We start from the raw sequence: 15,955 nt of genomic DNA on the forward strand, positions 1-15,955 counted from the left end.
GCGGGGGGCGCGGGCCCCCCGCCCGGCGGTCATATCCGGTCGGTGTTGATGCGCGGCAGCGACTCGGGGTGGCGGTCGTGGAGCCAGGCCACCATCTCCTCGCGGACCGCGCAGCGGACCGTCCAGAGGTCGCCGGCGTCCTTCGCGGTGACCGTGGCGCGCACCACGATCGTGGACGGGGTGGTGTCGGTGACGGCGAGGTCGCCCTCACGGCCGTCCCAGGCCGGGCACTCCTTGAGGATGTCGGTCAGCTTCTCGCGCATCAGCGCCACCGGGGCCGCGTGGTCCAGGTGGAGGAAGACCGTGCCGGTCATCTGCACCCCGCCGCGCGACCAGTTCTCGAACGGCTTGCTGGTGAAGTACGAGACCGGCATGGTCAGTCGGCGCTCGTCCCAGGTGCGGACGGCCAGGAAGGTCAGGGTGATCTCCTCGACCGTGCCCCACTCGCCGTCCACCACGACCGTGTCCCCTATGCGCACCATGTCGCCGAAGGCGATCTGAAGGCCGGCGAAGAGGTTGCCCAGGGTGGACTGGGCGGCCACACCGGCCACGATGCCGATGATGCCGGCGGAGGCGAGGATCGAGGTCCCGGCCGTCCGCATCGCCGGGAAGGTCAGCAGCATCGCCGCGACCGCGACGACGCCCACGATGGCCGTCACCACGCGCTGAATGAGCGTCACCTGCGTACGGACCCGGCGTACCCGTGCCGCGTCGTGCGCCGAGGCGGCGTAGCGCGCGTACGACGCCTCGACGACGGCCGTGGCGATCCGCACCACCAGCCACGCGCTCGCCCCGATGAGGACGAGGCTGAGGGTCTGGCCGAGGCCGGCCTGGTGGTTCTGGACGGGCGCCCACTTGATCTGGAGGTAGGTCCCTCTCAGCAGGGCGGTGAGGACGACGACCTGCAAGGGAAGGCGGCAGCGGCGCAGCAGGCCCCACAACGGGGTCTCGCTGTGCCGGGCGTCGGTCTGGCGGAGCAGTCGGTCGGCCAGCCACACGAGGGCCAGCGTGAGCACGACCGAGCCACCGATGACGATCAACGGGCGCAGTACGTTCTCCATGCCCCCGACCGTAACTGGCACCATGGCTTCATGAACATCATGCTTTTCCATTCGGCTTACGGTCTGCGGCCCGCCGTGCACGAGGCGGCCGACCGGCTGCGCGCCGCCGGACACCTGGTGCACGTGCCCGAGCTCTACGACGGGCGCACCGCCGGGACGGTGGAGGAGGGCATGACGATCCGGGACGGGATCGGCAACGACGAACTGCTGAAGCGGGCGGTCGTGGCCGCCGCCCCGCACTCCGACGAGGGCCTGGTCTACGCCGGGTTCTCGCTCGGCGGCTCGCTCGCCCAGACCCTGGCGCTGGGCGACGAGAAGGCCCGCGGCCTGCTCCTGTTCCACGGCACCGCCGACATCGCCGACGACGCCTCGGTGGACGAGCTGCCCGTCCAGCTGCACGTCGCGGATCCGGACCCGTTCGAGACGCATGACTGGCTGAACACGTGGTACCTGCGCATGGGCAGGATCGGCGCCGACGCGGAGGTGTACAGATACCCGGGCGCCGGGCACCTGTACACCGACCGCGAACTGCCGGACTACGACGAGGCGGCGGCCGAGCGGAGCTGGACCACCGCGCTCGCCTTCCTCGCGTCGCTGTAGCGCGCGGGCTCAGACCACCGGGGAGTAGACCCGCTCGGCCTTCTGACTGCCGTTGAGCGTCCGGTACGAGCGGGTCCACGACGCCGTGGCGTCCTGCCTGCGCTTGTCGGACACCACGTAGTAGTCCATCTGCGAGCGGTGGGCGTCGACGTCGAGGACGCCGTAGCCGTGCGAGTCCATGTCGACCCACTTCACATGGCGGTTGGCGGCCTTGATGGCGGCGGCCGCGACCAGCGACACGGTGTGCGGGGCGACGTGGAGCATCTCGTCGAGGTTGTCGGAGGTGACGGAGGTCACCACGAACTCGGTGCCCGCCGACTTCGACAGCGGGTAGGTGCCCGCCTTGACGGGGACGTCGTTGGCCCAGGCCATGTGGATGTCGCCGGTGAGGAAGACGGTGTTCTTGATGTCGTTGTCGACCAGGTGGCCCAGGAGCTCGCGGCGGTCGTCCGTGTAGCCGTCCCACTGGTCGACGTTGATGGCGATGCCCTCCTTGGGCAGGCCCAGCAACTCCGCCAGCGGCGCGGTCAGCTCGGCCGGCAGCGCGCCGAAGGCGACCGGGGAGATCATCACCGAGGTGCCCACCAGCTGCCAGGCGGCGTTGGAGGACGAGAGCCCCGACTTGAGCCAGTCCAGCTGGGCGCGGCCGGTGATGGTGCGCTCGGGGTCGTCCACCTTGCCGCTGCCCACGCTCGCCTGCTGGGAGCGGAAGGAGCGCAGGTCGAGCAGGTGCAGATCGGCCAGCTTGCCGTAGCGGATGCGCCGGTAGGTGGTGCCCGCGGTGGACGGGCGGACCGGCATCCACTCGAAGTAGGCCTGCTTGGCGGCCGACACGCGCGCCGCCCAGTCGCCCTCGGCACCGGGCGTGTGGTTCTCGGCGCCGCCCGACCAGGCGTCGTTGGCGAACTCGTGGTCGTCCCAGATCGCGATCACCGGGTGGGCCTGGTGCATCGCCTGGAGGTCGGCGTCCGTCTTGTACCTGCCGTGCCGGGTGCGGTAGTCGGACAGGTTCAGGATCTCGTGGGCCGGCTCGTGCTGCCGTACGACGTACTTCGCCTCCGGATAGGCGCCCGTGGCGTACTCGTAGATGTAGTCGCCCAGGTGCAGCACCGCGTCCAGGTCGGCCCGCGCGGCGAGATGACGGTAGGGGGAGAAGTAGCCCGACTCCCAGTTGGCGCAGGAGACCACGCCGAAGCGGACGTTGGCGGCGGCCGCGTCCGTGGCGGGGGCGGTCAGAGTGCGCCCGCTGGGGGAGGAGACGCCGCCTGCCGCGAACCGGTACCAGTACGCGGTGGCCGGGCGCAGGCCGCGCACATCGGCCTTGACGGTGTGGTCGGCGGCGGCGGTGGCGGTCGTGCTGCCCCGGGCCACGATCCGGGCGAAGCCCTTGTCCTCGGCGATCTCCCAGGTGACTTCGGTGTCCGGGCCCTTGCCGGAGCCCGGTATCGCGTCGGGAGCGGGGGTGACCCGGGTCCACAGCAGGATGCCGTCGGGCAGCGGATCGCCGGAGGCGACGCCGTGCAGGAAGGCGGGGGCCGCGGCGGAGTCCGCGGCGGCGGCGGTCGCGCCGGCCACCAGGGGCGCGGCGACGACGGCGGTGGCGGCGGCGGCCTTGACGACCGTGCGGCGCGTGGGAGTTGAGGAGGTGAATCGACTGGTCACAGCCGGACACCTTACTGATGGGTAGAGCGAACGGGCAGACTCGCGACAGATGTTTGTCCGCCCGTCCGCCCGCGGCCACCTGAGCGTACGTCAGCGTCAGGGGGCCGCGGCGGGACCCGGGAGGGGCCTCAGCCCTTCAGGGCCTTGTCGATGGCGGCGGTGAACGCGGCCGGGTCCTGCGGGGCGTTGTCGCTGCCCGCACCGGTGATCTTCTTGCCGTCCATCTTCAGGGTCGGCGTAGCGGTCACACCGCTGTCGTCGAACTTCTTCGACATGGTGAGCGCCCACTTGTCGAACGTGCCGTCCTGCACGTCCTTCTGGAACTTGGCGTTGCCCTTGAGCGCCGGGACGCTGTCGGCGACCTGGAGCAGGTAGGCGTCCTTGGCGAACTTGTCGCTGGTCTCGGCCGGGTGCCACTTGGCCGAGTACAGCTGCGCCTTGTACTCCATGAACGCCTCGGGGCTCACGTTGAGCGCGGCGCCCAGCGCGCTGAGCGCGTTCTTGGAGCCGGTGCCCGGGCTGCCGTTGTCGATGAAGGTGGCGCCGATGAACTGGACCTTGTACTTGCCCGCGTCGACGTCCTTCTTGACCGTGGCGCCGACCTGCTGCTCGAAGACCGAGCAGACCGGGCAGCGCGGGTCCTCGTACATCTCCAGGGTCTTCTTGGCGGTGGGCTTGCCGATGACGACGGTGGTGCCGTCGTCGCCCGTGGTGTTGGCCGGCTTGACCAGCGTCTTGTCCTTGGCCGCGTCCCACTCGCCGGGCTTGTTGGCCTGCATGACCGCGTAGCCGACGCCGCCGGCTATCGCGAGGACGCCGACGATCGAGGCGGCCACGACCACCTGGCGGCGCACCTTGTCCTTCTTGGCCTGGCGCTCGCGCTCCAGTCGCAGCCGCTCACGGGCGGCTGCCTTGTTGGCCTGGCTGTTGCGCTTGCTCATGATCGTTTTCTCCGTGTGACAGGTGGGGCAGGTGAGAAGTGCTGGGGGCCCGGGTGCTCGGGCCGGCGTGCTCGGCGGGCCGTCGCTCGGACGGCGGGGCCATCGCTCAGACGGCCAGGAGCAGCGCGGCGCGGGGCGGTCCCCGCCGCCCCACGCAGTGCACGAGCGGCCGCGCGCGCGAGGGCGGGTCCGCGCGCCGCACGGGCCGCACCCGCGCCCGTACGGGACGGACCGCGCCGCCCGCCGCGGCGACCGCCAGCAGCAGCGGCCGGAACGCCAGCACCCCGACCGTGCGCACCAGGCGCGCGAGGGCGGCCTCGCCGCGCCGCAGCCAGGCCGCGGCCAGCAGCCCGACCGACAGGTGCGCGGCGAGCAGCAGCCACGGCACGGCCGGTCCCGGCCCCCCGAGCAGCGCGGCCGCGCTCGCCCGGGACCCGGCGACGCCCGGCAGCTCGGCGCCCACACCCCCGCCGCACAGCACGTCCACGCCCACCGACCGCAGCGCGCCCGCGACCGGGCCGCCGGAGGGTCCGTAGCAGACGTGCTGACCGGTCGAGAAGACGGTGTCGGCGGCCAGCTCCAGCGGGACGAGCAGTCCGGCGATCGACCAGAAGCCGCGCTCACGGCCGGCCAGCGCGTACGCGATCAGGAACACGGTGCCGGCCGCGCCGGCGACCAGTCCCGCCGGCAGCGGGACGCGGGAGAGCAGGACGTGGGACGCGCTGGAGAGCGCCACGACGAGCGCCGTGAAAAGCGCCGCGCGTGCCGCTCTGAGCCGGGTCCCTGATACGTCCATCGGTGCTGAAGTCTGCCACGGCCCGCTGTCGGCGGAGCCTAAGAATTCAGTGAGACCCGAGACCCGGAATCCGACCGTTACGGAACAGGTCGACGAAGATCTGGTGGTCCGCGCGCGCCCGCGCGCCGTAGCCGTGCGCGAACTCCACGAGCAGGCCCGCGAAGCCCTCCTCGTCGGCCGCGATGACCGCGTCGATGGCCCGCTCGGTGGAGAACGGCACCAGCTCCGAGTGGCCGCTCTCGTCGTCCGCCGCCGCGTGCATGGCCGCGGTGGCGCGGCCGAGGTCGGCGACGACCGCCGCTATCTCCTCCGGGTCGTCGATGTCCGACCAGTCCAGGTCCACCGCGTACGGCGACACCTCGGCGACCAGCTGGCCCGCCCCGTCCAGTTCGGTCCAGCCCAGCCACGGGTCGGCGGCGGCCTGGAGGGCGCGCTGCGAGATCACCGTGCGGTGGCCCTCGTGCCGGAAGTAGCCGCGCACCGCCGGGTCGGTGACATGGCGGGAGACCGCCGGGGTCTGGGCCTGCTTCATGTAGATCACGACGTCGTTCTCCAGCGCGTCGCTGTGGCCCTCCAGAAGGATGTTGTACGAGGGCAGACCGGCCGAGCCGATCCCGATGCCGCGCCGCCCCACCACGTCCTTGACCCGGTAGGAGTCCGGGCGCAGCAGGCTGGAGTCCGGCAGCGTCTCCAGATAGCCGTCGAAGGCGGCCAGGACCTTGTAGCGGGTGGCCGCGTCCAGCTCGATCGAGCCGTCGCCCTCGGCGAAGCGGCGCTCGTACTCGCGGATCTCGGTCATGGAGTCGAGCAGCGAGAAGCGCGTACGCGCGCGTGCCGAGCGCAGGGCGCCGAGCAGCGGCCCCTCGGCGGTGTCCAGCGTGAAGGAGGGCGCCTCGTCGTCCTTGGCGCCGGTGGCCAGCGCGTGGATCCGCTCGCGGTAGGCGCCGGCGTAGATCCGCACCAGCTCGGTGATCTGGTCGTCGCTGAGCGCCTTGGCGTGGCCGATCAGGGCCAGGGAGGCGGCGAAGCGCCGGAGGTCCCAGGTGAAGGGCCCCACGTACGCCTCGTCGAAGTCGTTCACGTTGAAGATCAGCCGGCCGTTGGCGTCCATGTACGTACCGAAGTTCTCGGCGTGCAGGTCGCCGTGGATCCACACCCGGCCGGTGCGCTCGTCCAGGTACGGCCCGCCGGGTATGCCCCCGGCGCCGCGCTCGGCGGTCTCCGCGTCCAGGTCCGCGTAGAACAGGCAGGCCGTGCCCCGGTAGAAGGCGAACGCGGAGGCCGCCATCTTGCGGAACTTGACCCGGAAGGCGGCCGGGTCGGCGGCCAGGAGCTCGCCGAAGGCGGTGCCGAAGACGGAGAGGATCTGCTCGCCGCGCTCATCGGCGGTGTGCTGCGGGACCGACATCGCCGGGTGCCTCCTGGTGCGTACGTGCGGGTAGAGATGCGCAACGGATGGGACGGGTGCTTCCCCCCCCCTTCCAACGCGTGACCGTACCCCGGAGTGCCCGCCCGCCGTCCGGCTGCCTCCCTTCACCGGGGCGCCGGGTGCCGCGGCGGTTCCCCCACGGCTGTCAGTCGGCCGACGTAGACTTCTGGGCTGTCCCCCTCTCCCCGCCCTGGAGGCCCCCACCGTGTCGAAGCCGCCGTTCACGCACCTTCACGTACACACCCAGTACTCGCTGCTGGACGGTGCCGCGCGGCTCAAGGACATGTTCGACGCGTGCAACGAGATGGGCATGACGCACATCGCGATGTCCGACCACGGCAACCTGCACGGGGCGTACGACTTCTTCCACTCGGCGAAGAAGGCGGGGGTCACGCCGATCATCGGCATCGAGGCGTACGTGGCGCCCGAGTCCCGCCGCAACAAGCGCAAGATCCAGTGGGGCCAGCCGCACCAGAAGCGCGACGACGTGTCCGGTTCGGGTGGTTACACCCACAAGACGATCTGGGCGGCGAACGCGACGGGCCTGCACAACCTCTTCCGCCTCTCCTCCGACGCGTACGCCGAGGGCTGGCTCCAGAAGTGGCCCCGGATGGACAAGGAGACCATCTCCCAGTGGTCGGAGGGCCTGATCGCCTCCACCGGCTGCCCCTCCGGCGAGCTCCAGACCCGGCTGCGCCTGGGGCAGTACGAGGAGGCCCGCCAGGCCGCCTCGGACTACCAGGACATCTTCGGCAAGGACCGGTACTTCCTGGAGCTGATGGACCACGGCATCGACATCGAGCGCCGGGTCCGCGACGACCTGCTGAAGATCGGCAAGGAGCTGGGCATCCCGCCCCTGGTCACCAACGACTCGCACTACACGTACGCGCACGAGGCCACCGCGCACGACGCGCTGCTGTGCATCCAGACCGGCAAGAACCTCTCCGACCCCGACCGCTTCAAGTTCGACGGCACCGGCTACTACCTGAAGTCGACCGACGAGATGTACGCGATCGACGCCTCGGACGCCTGGCAGCAGGGCTGCGCCAACACCGCCCTGGTCGCCGAGCAGGTCGACGTCACCGGCATGTTCGAGGCGAAGAACCTCATGCCGAAGTTCGACATCCCCGAGGGCTACACCGAGGTCACGTGGTTCCGCGAGGAGACCATGCGGGGCCTGCACCGCCGCTTCCCGGGAGGCATCCCGGAGGACCGCATGAAGCAGGCGGAGTACGAGATGGACACCATCATCTCGATGGGCTTCCCCGGCTACTTCCTCGTGGTCGCCGACTTCATCATGTGGGCGAAGAAGCAGGGCATCGCGGTCGGCCCCGGCCGCGGCTCCGCGGCCGGCTCGATCGTGGCGTACGCGATGGGCATCACCGACCTCGACCCGATCCCGCACGGTCTGATCTTCGAGCGGTTCCTCAACCCCGAGCGCGTCTCGATGCCCGATGTCGACATCGACTTCGACGAGCGCAGGCGCGTCGAGGTGATCCGGTACGTGACCGAGAAGTACGGCGCCGACAAGGTCGCCATGATCGGCACCTACGGAAAGATCAAGGCCAAGAACGCGATCAAGGACTCCGCGCGCGTCCTCGGCTACCCGTACGCGATGGGCGACCGCCTCACCAAGGCGATGCCCGCCGACGTCCTGGGCAAGGGCATCGACCTCAACGGCATCACCGATCCCAAGCACCCGCGCTACAGCGAGGCGGGCGAGATCCGCTCGATGTACGAGAACGAGCCGGACGTGAAGAAGGTCATCGACACCGCCAAGGGCGTCGAGGGCCTGGTCCGGCAGATGGGTGTGCACGCCGCCGGCGTGATCATGTCCAGCGAGCCGATCGTCGACCACGCCCCCCTCTGGGTGCGCCACACCGACGGCGTGACCATCACGCAGTGGGACTACCCGAGCTGCGAGTCGCTCGGCCTGCTGAAGATGGACTTCCTCGGTCTGCGCAACCTGACGATCATGGACGACGCCGTCAAGATGGTGAAGTCCAACAAGGGGATCGACATCGATCTCCTCGGGCTGCCGCTCGACGACGCCACCACCTTCGAACTGCTCCAGCGCGGCGAGACCCTCGGCGTCTTCCAGTTCGACGGCGGCCCCATGCGGTCCCTGCTGCGGCTGATGAAGCCCGACAACTTCGAAGACATCTCCGCCGTGTCCGCGCTCTACCGCCCGGGCCCGATGGGCATGAACTCGCACACGAACTACGCGCTGCGCAAGAACAAGCAGCAGGAGATCACCCCGATCCACCCGGAGCTGGAGGAGCCCCTCAAGGAGGTCCTCGGCGTCACCTACGGCCTGATCGTGTACCAGGAGCAGGTGCAGAAGGCAGCCCAGATCATCGCCGGGTACTCGCTGGGCGAGGCCGACATCCTGCGCCGCGTCATGGGCAAGAAGAAGCCCGACGAGCTGGCGAAGAACTTCACGATCTTCCAGGCCGGTGCCAAGAAGAACGGCTACAGCGACGAGGCCATCCAGAAGCTCTGGGACGTCCTGGTCCCCTTCGCCGGATACGCCTTCAACAAGGCGCACTCCGCCGCGTACGGCCTGGTGTCGTACTGGACCGCCTATCTCAAGGCGAACCACCCCGCCGAGTACATGGCGGCCCTGCTGACCTCGGTCAAGGACGACAAGGACAAGTCCGCGGTCTACCTCAACGAGTGCCGCCGCATGGGCATCAAGGTGCTGCCGCCCAACGTCAACGAGTCCGAGTCCAACTTCTCGGCGCAGGGCGACGACGTGATCCTGTTCGGTCTGACCGCCGTGCGCAACGTCGGCCAGAACGTGGTGGACTCGATCATCAAGTCCCGCAAGGCCAAGGGGAAGTACACCTCCTTCCCCGACTTCCTCGACAAGGTCGAGGCGGTCGTCTGCAACAAGCGGACCGTCGAGTCGCTGATCAAGGCCGGCGCCTTCGACGAGATGAAGCACACCCGCAAGGGCCTCACCGCGCAGTTCGAGCCGATGATCGACAACGTGGTGCAGGTCAAGCGCAAGGAGGCCGAGGGTCAGTTCGACCTCTTCGGCGGGATGGGCGACGACGCCTCCGACGAGCCGGGCTTCGGCCTGGACGTGGAGTTCTCCGACGTGGAGTGGGAGAAGTCCTATCTGCTCGCCCAGGAGCGGGAGATGCTCGGCCTGTATGTGTCGGACCACCCGCTCTTCGGTCTGGAGCACGTGCTCTCCGACAAGAGCGACGCCTCCATCCAGCAGCTCACCGGAGGTGAGCACGCGGACGGCGCGGTGGTGACCATCGGCGGCATCATCTCGGGCCTCCAGCGCAAGATGACCAAGCAGGGCAACGCCTGGGCGATCGCCACCGTCGAGGACCTGGCCGGCTCCATCGAGTGCATGTTCTTCCCGGCGACCTACCAGCTGGTCTCCACCCAGCTCGTCGAGGACGCGGTGGTCTTCGTCAAGGGCCGGCTCGACAAGCGCGAGGACATCCCGCGCCTGGTCGCGATGGAGCTGATGGTGCCGGACCTGTCGTCGGCGGGGACCAACGCGCCGGTGGTGCTGACCATCCCGACGGTGAAGGTGACGCCGCCGATGATCAGTCGGCTGGGGGAGATTCTCGGCCACCACAAGGGCAACACCGAGGTGCGCATCAAACTCCAGGGGCCGCGCAAGACCACGGTGCTGCGGCTCGACCGCCACCGGGTCCAGCCCGACCCGGCGCTCTTCGGAGATCTCAAGGTGCTGCTCGGCCCGTCCTGTCTGGCGGGCTGAGCTCCGGCGAGCGGTTAATTCCCTGCGGAAGGGGCGCGTCCAATAGGGCGCGCCCCTTCCGCATTCACGGTGTCTGCTGTGCGGGGAATTATCAGTTGTGGCCGAAGCGACGCTGGTGCTTACGGGCAACATCCGCCGGGCTGCCCTGCGCCTGGGGCTGGGACAGCGCCTGCGCCTCCATCGACGACTTCTGGGCCTCCTGCTGACCGCGCTCGGCCTGCGAGGCGGGCTGCTGCTTACGGCCGGACTTGTTCTTGGCCATGGTGATGCCTCCTGGGGGACTAGGGTCCAGGGCCGCTGTCAGACTCACACACCCCGACAAAGAACGCATTCCAGACGATTACCGTGCGTAATCCTCCGTAACGGCTGCGTAGACGCGGGTTCGCCACGCCGATGATCGAGTTCCGGCCGTCAACCCCCGCCGGGTCGGGCAGACTCGAAGGAAACCCGAAGTACGTTCCCTGATCTCTCGATCTCCTGCACTCTTATCTCCCTGATCTCCTTTGCCTCTGATCTTTTGATTTTCAAGGTTCTGAAAGAGGGTGGAACGCGTGGACCGCTGCGTCGTCCTTGTGGATGCGGGTTACTTGCTGGGCGCGGCCGCGAGCCTTCTGGCCGGAGAGCCTGCCCGTTCACGGATCACCGTCGACCACGCCGCCCTGATCCAGGCGCTGCGCGAGCGGGCGGAGGCCGACACCGAGCAGCCGCTGCTGCGGATCTACTGGTTCGACGGCGCCCCCGACCGGGTGCCCCAGCCCGAACACCGCAGGCTGCGGGTGATGTCCCGGGTGACGGTCCGCCTGGGCGCGCTGACCCGCAGCGACGGGCGGTGGGCCCAGAAGGGCGTCGACGCGGCGATGCACGCCGAACTCACCGAGTTGGCCAGAAACCGCGCCTGTTCCGATGTGGTCCTGGTGACCGGGGACGGCGATCTGCTGCCCGGTCTGATGTCGGCCAAGGAGCACGGGGTCGCCGTGCACCTGTGGGCCGTCCAGGCCGCCGACGGCGACTACAACCAGTCCGAGGACCTGGTGGCCGAGGCCGACGAGCGACGGGTGCTCGACCGCAAGTGGATCACCCAGGCGGTCCGGGTGAAGGAACTCAGCACCATGTACGCCCCGGCCGCCGCCCCCCGCCCGGAGATCGCCGCCATCCTCTCCGCGCCGCTGCCCGAGTCGGCGCTCGCCGCCTCCGCCGAGCGGGCCGCCGAGGCCGCCCAGGCCGCGGCCGTACGCAACGGGACCGCCCAGCCGCCCGCGGCCGTCGGCAACGGCACCGCGGTCGCCCCCGCGCCCGGCACCGCGGTCAAGGGCGTGCCCACCCCCAAGGACCTGGCGGCCCTGCGCGCGCCCGGCACCCAGGCCCCCGCGCCGCACACCGCGCACGCGACCCTGCGCTGGTCCTCCGACAAAGGGTGGGTCGAGCGCCCCGGAGCCACGCTCGGCGAATCCCCGGAGACCGCCTCGCTGCCCACCCTCGCCCAGCTGACCAGCGCCGAGCAGCGCTGGGCGGACCGCGAGGAGGACATCACCACCGTCGGCGGCGATCCGTACGAGGTGGGGCAGGTCTTCGCGCGCCGCTGGATGGAGCGGCTGCCGGAGACCACCCACGTACAGAAGCTGTCCACGATGTACCCGCGCATCCCGCACCGCATCGACGGCGAACTGCTGCGGTACGCGGCCCGGTTCGGGCTGCTCGCCCACAAGGACGACCAGATCGACGAGCACGACCGGTACGCGATCCGGGCCGGGTTCTGGCGGGAGATCGACGTCAGGGCGGCGGCCGAGCGGACCCCGGTCGGAGACTGAGGCGGCCCCGGGGCGGCTCCGCGCCCGCGCGGTCGTTCGGTGAACGGAACCAAACGGGGGTCCGGGGACAGCGCGGCCCGGCCGACCCCGTAGGCTCGTTGTCCGTGAGTACCGGCACAGCAGCGGCGCGGGCCGGCACCGTTTGCACGGTGCGGGGCCTCACCAAGACGTACCCCGCCGCGCGCGGACGGCGCGGCTCGGCCGGTACGCCCGAGATCAGGGCCACCGACGGGATCGACCTCGACGTGGGACGCGGCGAGATCTTCGGTCTGCTCGGGCCCAACGGCGCGGGCAAGTCGACCCTCGTGCGCCAGCTCACCGGTCTGATGCGGCCGGACTCCGGCAGCGTCGACGTCCTCGGGCACGACCTGGTGCGCCACCCCGAGCGGGCCGCCCGGCTGATCGGCTACCTCGGGCAGGAGTCCACGGCCCTGGACGAGCTGACCGTGGCGCTCGCCGCCGAGACCACCGGTCGGCTGCGCGGCCTCACCGCCCGGGCCGCGCGCGCCGAGCGCGACGCCGTACTGGAGGAGCTCGGGCTGACCGCGCTCGCCGGACGGCCCCTGAAGAAGCTCTCCGGCGGACAGCGGAGGCTCGCCTGCTTCGCCGCCGCGCTCGTCGGCGACCGGCCCGTGCTGGTCCTGGACGAGCCGACCACCGGCATGGACCCGGTGGCCCGGCGGGCCGTCTGGGCCGCCGTGGACCGCCGCCGGGCCGAGCGCGGCGCGACCGTGCTGCTCGTCACCCACAACGTCATCGAGGCCGAGACGGTCCTCGACCGGGTCGCCGTCCTCGACCGCGGCAAGGTCATCGCCTGCGACACCCCGGCCGGGCTGAAGGAACGGGTCGCCTCCGAGGTCCGGGTCGAGCTGGTGTGGCGCGAGCGGGCGCCCGTCGAACTGCCCGAGGTCGCGGCGCTGCGGGCGGACGCCCAGGAGTCCGGGCGGCGCTGGGTGCTGCGGCTCGCCCCCGACGCCGCGCGCGCCGCCGTCGCGGCGGTCACCGGCGGCCCGGCGTTCGCCGCCCTCGACGACTTCACCCTGGCCACGCCGAGCCTGGAAGACGTCTACCTCGCCCTCGGCGGCCGCACGGAAGGTCTGGTGAAGGCGTGAGCGCGATTCCCCTGGAGGTTTCCGTGGAGGCTCCCGCGGAGGCGGTCGCCGCCCCGGCGCGGCCGGCCCTGGCCGCCGCGCCCCTCGCGCCCCGCGCGCGGCTGCTGCCCGCCCTCGCGGCCGTCTACCGGGCCCAGCTCTCCCGGGCGAAGGTGGCCCGCATCCCGCTGCTCTTCGTGGCGACCTTCCAGTCGATCGGGATCATGGTCCTGATGCGGGGGGTCGTGGACGGGGGGAGCGAGGCGCGGGCCGTGGTCGCCGGGTCGAGCGTCCTGGTGGTGGCCTTCGTCGCGCTCAACCTGCTCGCGCAGTACTTCGGGCACCTGCGGGCGGGCGGCGGCCTCGACCACTACGCGACGCTGCCGGTGCCGCCCGCCTCGGTGGTGCTGGGCACGGCCGCCGCGTACGCCTCGTTCACCGTGCCGGGAACCCTGGTCACCGCGGTCACCGGCTGCGTCCTGTTCGGGCTCCCGGTGGCGCACCTGTGGGTGCTCGTCGCGGTGATCCCGCTGGCGGGCGCCGCGCTCGCCGGACTCGGCGCGGCCCTCGGACTCCTGGCGCCGCGCCAGGAACTGGCCACCCTGCTGGGCCAGTTGGGCATGTCGGCGGCGCTGCTGCTCGGCGTCCTGCCCGCCGACCGGCTGCCCGGACCGATCGCGTACGCCCGTGACCTGCTGCCGTCCACGTACGGGGTGGAGGCCTTCGCGCACAGCTTCGGCGCCCACCCCGACTGGGCCGTCATCGGGCTTGACCTCGCGGTCTGCGCGGGCGTCGGCGTGGTGTCGCTGCTCGTGGCGACCTGGGCGTACCGGCGGGCGGCGGTCTCCCGGTGAGGCGCCGCACAGGAGCGCCTGGCACGATGGCGGGGTGACCGCACCTCTGACTCCGCCTCACCAGCCGCCGCCGGACGACGACGCCTGGCAGGACTCCGTACACCCCCGTTCCGGCCCGGGCGCCGAGGGCCCCGGGGCCCCGGCGAGCGAGGAGGGCACCGCGATGAGGACGGAGCTGCGGGACGCCGTGGTCGCGGCGGTCGCGGTGACGGTCATGGGCGTGCTGCTCGGGCTGCTGTGGGTCTGGCTGGCGCCCCGGGTGCCGCTCGTCTCCGACGACAAGGCGGTGTTCCTGAAGGACACCGAGGGCGAGGAGGCGATCGGGGCGGACGGAACGTTCATCCTGCTCGCGCTCGGGTTCGGTGTGCTCTGCGCGGCCCTCGCTTTCCTGCTGCGCAAGCGCGGCGGCATCCCGCTGGTGGTGGGGCTCGCGGCCGGTGCGCTGCTGGGGTCCTGGGTGGCGATGGAGCTGGGGGAGTGGCTGGGGCCCACGGACGACGTGGTCGCGGCGGCGCGGGCGGCGGGGAAGGGGGTCGTCTTCGACGCGCCGCTTCGGCTGAACGCGAAGGGGGCGTTGTTGGCGTGGCCGTTGGCGGTGATGGGGGCGCATTTGGCTCTTACGGCGGTGTTCGCTCCGCGGGATCCGGAAGTGTGGCCGGCGCCGGAGCTTTGAGCCCCCTCCCCGCCCCTTCCCCAAACCCTCCGGGGGTAAGCGGGGCTTCCCGGAGCCTGCACCCCCTCGCGCGGCGCTACGCCCCGTCCCCCTGGCGGGGGCTGCGCCCCCTGCACCCCTGGTACGTCTGCGACCCGGTGGCGGGCTGCTCGCGCAGTTCCCCGCGCCCCTTAAGAGGCCGGTGTTCGTCGGACGGTTGTGGTGGGCTGCTCGCGCAGTTCCTCGCGCCCCTTAAGAGGGCGGTGTTCGTCCGACGGTCTGGGTGGGCTGGTCGCGCAGTTCCTCGCGCCCCTTAAGAGGGCGGTGTTCGTCCGACGGTTGTGGCGGGCTGCTCGCGCAGTTCCCCGCGCCCCTGGAAGCGGGTGGCTGAGCTGGGTTCTCCGGCTGCGGCGGACTACCAAGGGGCGCGGGGAACTGCGCGACCAGCCCCCACCGGGCCGCAGACGCAATCAGGCCCTTGAGGGGCGCGGGGAACTGCGCGAGTAAGCCACCACCGGCCCGCACACGACCCCCGACCCATCAGGGGCGCGGGGAACTGCGCGACCAGCCCACCACCGGGCCGCAGACGTGGCCCGGGTCGGCAGCCCGCCACCGGGGCGTACGCGACCCCCGGCCCGCAAGGGAGCGCCCCCGGCCCGCAGGCGCCCCACGGGCAAACCTATGCCGGGCGGCGTCCATGGTTTGAGCGGCCCTTGCGTACGCGCCACTTCCGCTTGCGGGTTCGTTTCGACATGGGGGCAACCTGCTCGCCCCGAAGGGAAGTGTCCAGGGGGATTACCGGACATCCCCGTCAGGGACGCCCCACCGGCGCCAGCACCGCCCCCGTCAGGGACACCAGGTCCTCGGGGGACAGCTCGACCTCCAGGCCGCGTCTGCCCGCCGAGACGCAGATCGTGGCGTGCGCCGACGCCGACGCGTCCACGACCGTGCGCAGCCGGCGGCGCTGGCCGAGCGGTGAGATGCCGCCCCGGACGTAGCCCGTCGTGCGCTCCGCCGCCGCCGGGTCCGCCATCGCCGCCCGCTTGCCCCCGACCGCCGCCGCCAGCGCCTTGAGGTCGAGCGAGCCCGCCACCGGGACCACGGCGACGGTCAGCTCGCCGTCGACGTCCGCGACCAGCGTCTTGAAGACGCGGTCGGGGGAGACGCCCAGCGCCCGCGCGGCCTCCTCCCCGTACGACGCGGAGGACGGGTCGTGCTCGTACGCGTGCACCGTGAACGCCACGCCCGCGGCCGTCAGCGCCACCGTCGCCGGGGTGCCGCCCCCGGCCGCCTTCTTCTTCGCCACCGAAGCGTTC

The 15,955-nt window shown here is 71.4% G+C and carries 14 protein-coding genes; 6 read left to right on the forward strand and 8 right to left on the reverse strand.

The window, feature by feature from the left end; all coding sequences use genetic code 11:
* Positions 1–29: 29 nt before the first annotated feature.
* Positions 30–1,061, reverse strand: a complete 1,032-nt coding sequence (locus AC069K_RS15040) for a mechanosensitive ion channel family protein (RefSeq protein ID WP_365106411.1) — start codon at positions 1,059–1,061, stop codon at positions 30–32.
* Positions 1,062–1,091: 30 nt separating this feature from the next.
* On the opposite strand from AC069K_RS15040, the gene AC069K_RS15045 reads away from it, so the two are divergent.
* Positions 1,092–1,661, forward strand: coding sequence for a dienelactone hydrolase family protein (locus AC069K_RS15045; RefSeq protein ID WP_478616013.1), 570 nt, complete (start codon positions 1,092–1,094; stop codon positions 1,659–1,661).
* A gap of 9 nt (positions 1,662–1,670) precedes the next feature.
* Here AC069K_RS15045 and AC069K_RS15050 read toward each other — a convergent pair whose 3' ends face one another.
* The 4 genes from AC069K_RS15050 to AC069K_RS15065 all read right to left on the reverse strand — a co-directional run bounded on the left by AC069K_RS15050 (position 1,671) and on the right by AC069K_RS15065 (position 6,468).
* Complete coding sequence (locus AC069K_RS15050; protein WP_478616015.1) at positions 1,671–3,323, reverse strand: alkaline phosphatase D family protein; 1,653 nt, start codon at positions 3,321–3,323, stop codon at positions 1,671–1,673.
* A gap of 128 nt (positions 3,324–3,451) precedes the next feature.
* Positions 3,452–4,264 carry a DsbA family protein gene (locus AC069K_RS15055; RefSeq protein ID WP_365106416.1) on the reverse strand — a complete coding sequence of 271 codons (813 nt, stop codon included), beginning with the start codon at positions 4,262–4,264 and terminating at the stop codon, positions 3,452–3,454.
* A 106-nt stretch (positions 4,265–4,370) separates the two neighbouring features.
* Positions 4,371–5,060, reverse strand: a complete 690-nt coding sequence (locus tag AC069K_RS15060) for a hypothetical protein (protein WP_478616018.1) — start codon at positions 5,058–5,060, stop codon at positions 4,371–4,373.
* Positions 5,061–5,106: 46 nt separating this feature from the next.
* The gene (locus AC069K_RS15065) at positions 5,107–6,468 is read right to left on the reverse strand and encodes a DUF2252 domain-containing protein (RefSeq protein ID WP_478616021.1); all 1,362 of its coding nucleotides are present in this window, start codon (positions 6,466–6,468) and stop codon (positions 5,107–5,109) included.
* Positions 6,469–6,694: 226 nt separating this feature from the next.
* Between AC069K_RS15065 and dnaE the strand changes: the two genes are divergently transcribed.
* On the forward strand, positions 6,695–10,234 hold the full coding sequence (dnaE, locus tag AC069K_RS15070) for a DNA polymerase III subunit alpha (protein WP_358834498.1): 3,540 nt from the start codon (positions 6,695–6,697) through the stop codon (positions 10,232–10,234).
* 91 nt (positions 10,235–10,325) lie between these two features.
* On the opposite strand, the gene AC069K_RS15075 is transcribed toward dnaE, so the two are convergent.
* Positions 10,326–10,496: a hypothetical protein gene (locus AC069K_RS15075; RefSeq protein ID WP_358834499.1), complete on the reverse strand. Its 171-nt coding sequence runs from the start codon at positions 10,494–10,496 to the stop codon at positions 10,326–10,328.
* Between the two features lie 289 nt (positions 10,497–10,785).
* Between AC069K_RS15075 and AC069K_RS15080 the strand changes: the two genes are divergently transcribed.
* The 4 genes from AC069K_RS15080 (at position 10,786) to AC069K_RS15095 (ending at position 14,660) form a co-directional block, all read left to right on the forward strand.
* Positions 10,786–12,042 (forward strand): NYN domain-containing protein, encoded by a 1,257-nt coding sequence (locus AC069K_RS15080; protein ID WP_358834513.1) that lies wholly within the window; start codon positions 10,786–10,788, stop codon positions 12,040–12,042.
* A 104-nt stretch (positions 12,043–12,146) separates the two neighbouring features.
* Positions 12,147–13,154, forward strand: a complete 1,008-nt coding sequence (locus AC069K_RS15085) for an ABC transporter ATP-binding protein (RefSeq protein ID WP_365106426.1) — start codon at positions 12,147–12,149, stop codon at positions 13,152–13,154.
* A gap of 23 nt (positions 13,155–13,177) precedes the next feature.
* A complete protein-coding gene (locus AC069K_RS15090; protein WP_365106486.1) occupies positions 13,178–13,987 on the forward strand; it encodes an ABC transporter permease in 810 nt (269 codons plus the stop codon).
* A gap of 34 nt (positions 13,988–14,021) precedes the next feature.
* Positions 14,022–14,660 (forward strand): DUF2567 domain-containing protein, encoded by a 639-nt coding sequence (locus tag AC069K_RS15095; protein ID WP_478616024.1) that lies wholly within the window; start codon positions 14,022–14,024, stop codon positions 14,658–14,660.
* A gap of 658 nt (positions 14,661–15,318) precedes the next feature.
* On the opposite strand, the gene AC069K_RS15100 is transcribed toward AC069K_RS15095, so the two are convergent.
* A complete protein-coding gene (locus tag AC069K_RS15100; protein ID WP_468897499.1) occupies positions 15,319–15,393 on the reverse strand; it encodes a hypothetical protein in 75 nt (24 codons plus the stop codon).
* Between the two features lie 57 nt (positions 15,394–15,450).
* A complete protein-coding gene (gene ybaK, locus AC069K_RS15105) occupies positions 15,451–15,945 on the reverse strand; it encodes a Cys-tRNA(Pro) deacylase (RefSeq protein WP_365106429.1) in 495 nt (164 codons plus the stop codon).
* Positions 15,946–15,955 lie beyond the last annotated feature (10 nt).

This window comes from Streptomyces sp. NPDC043908, from assembly GCF_056435525.1.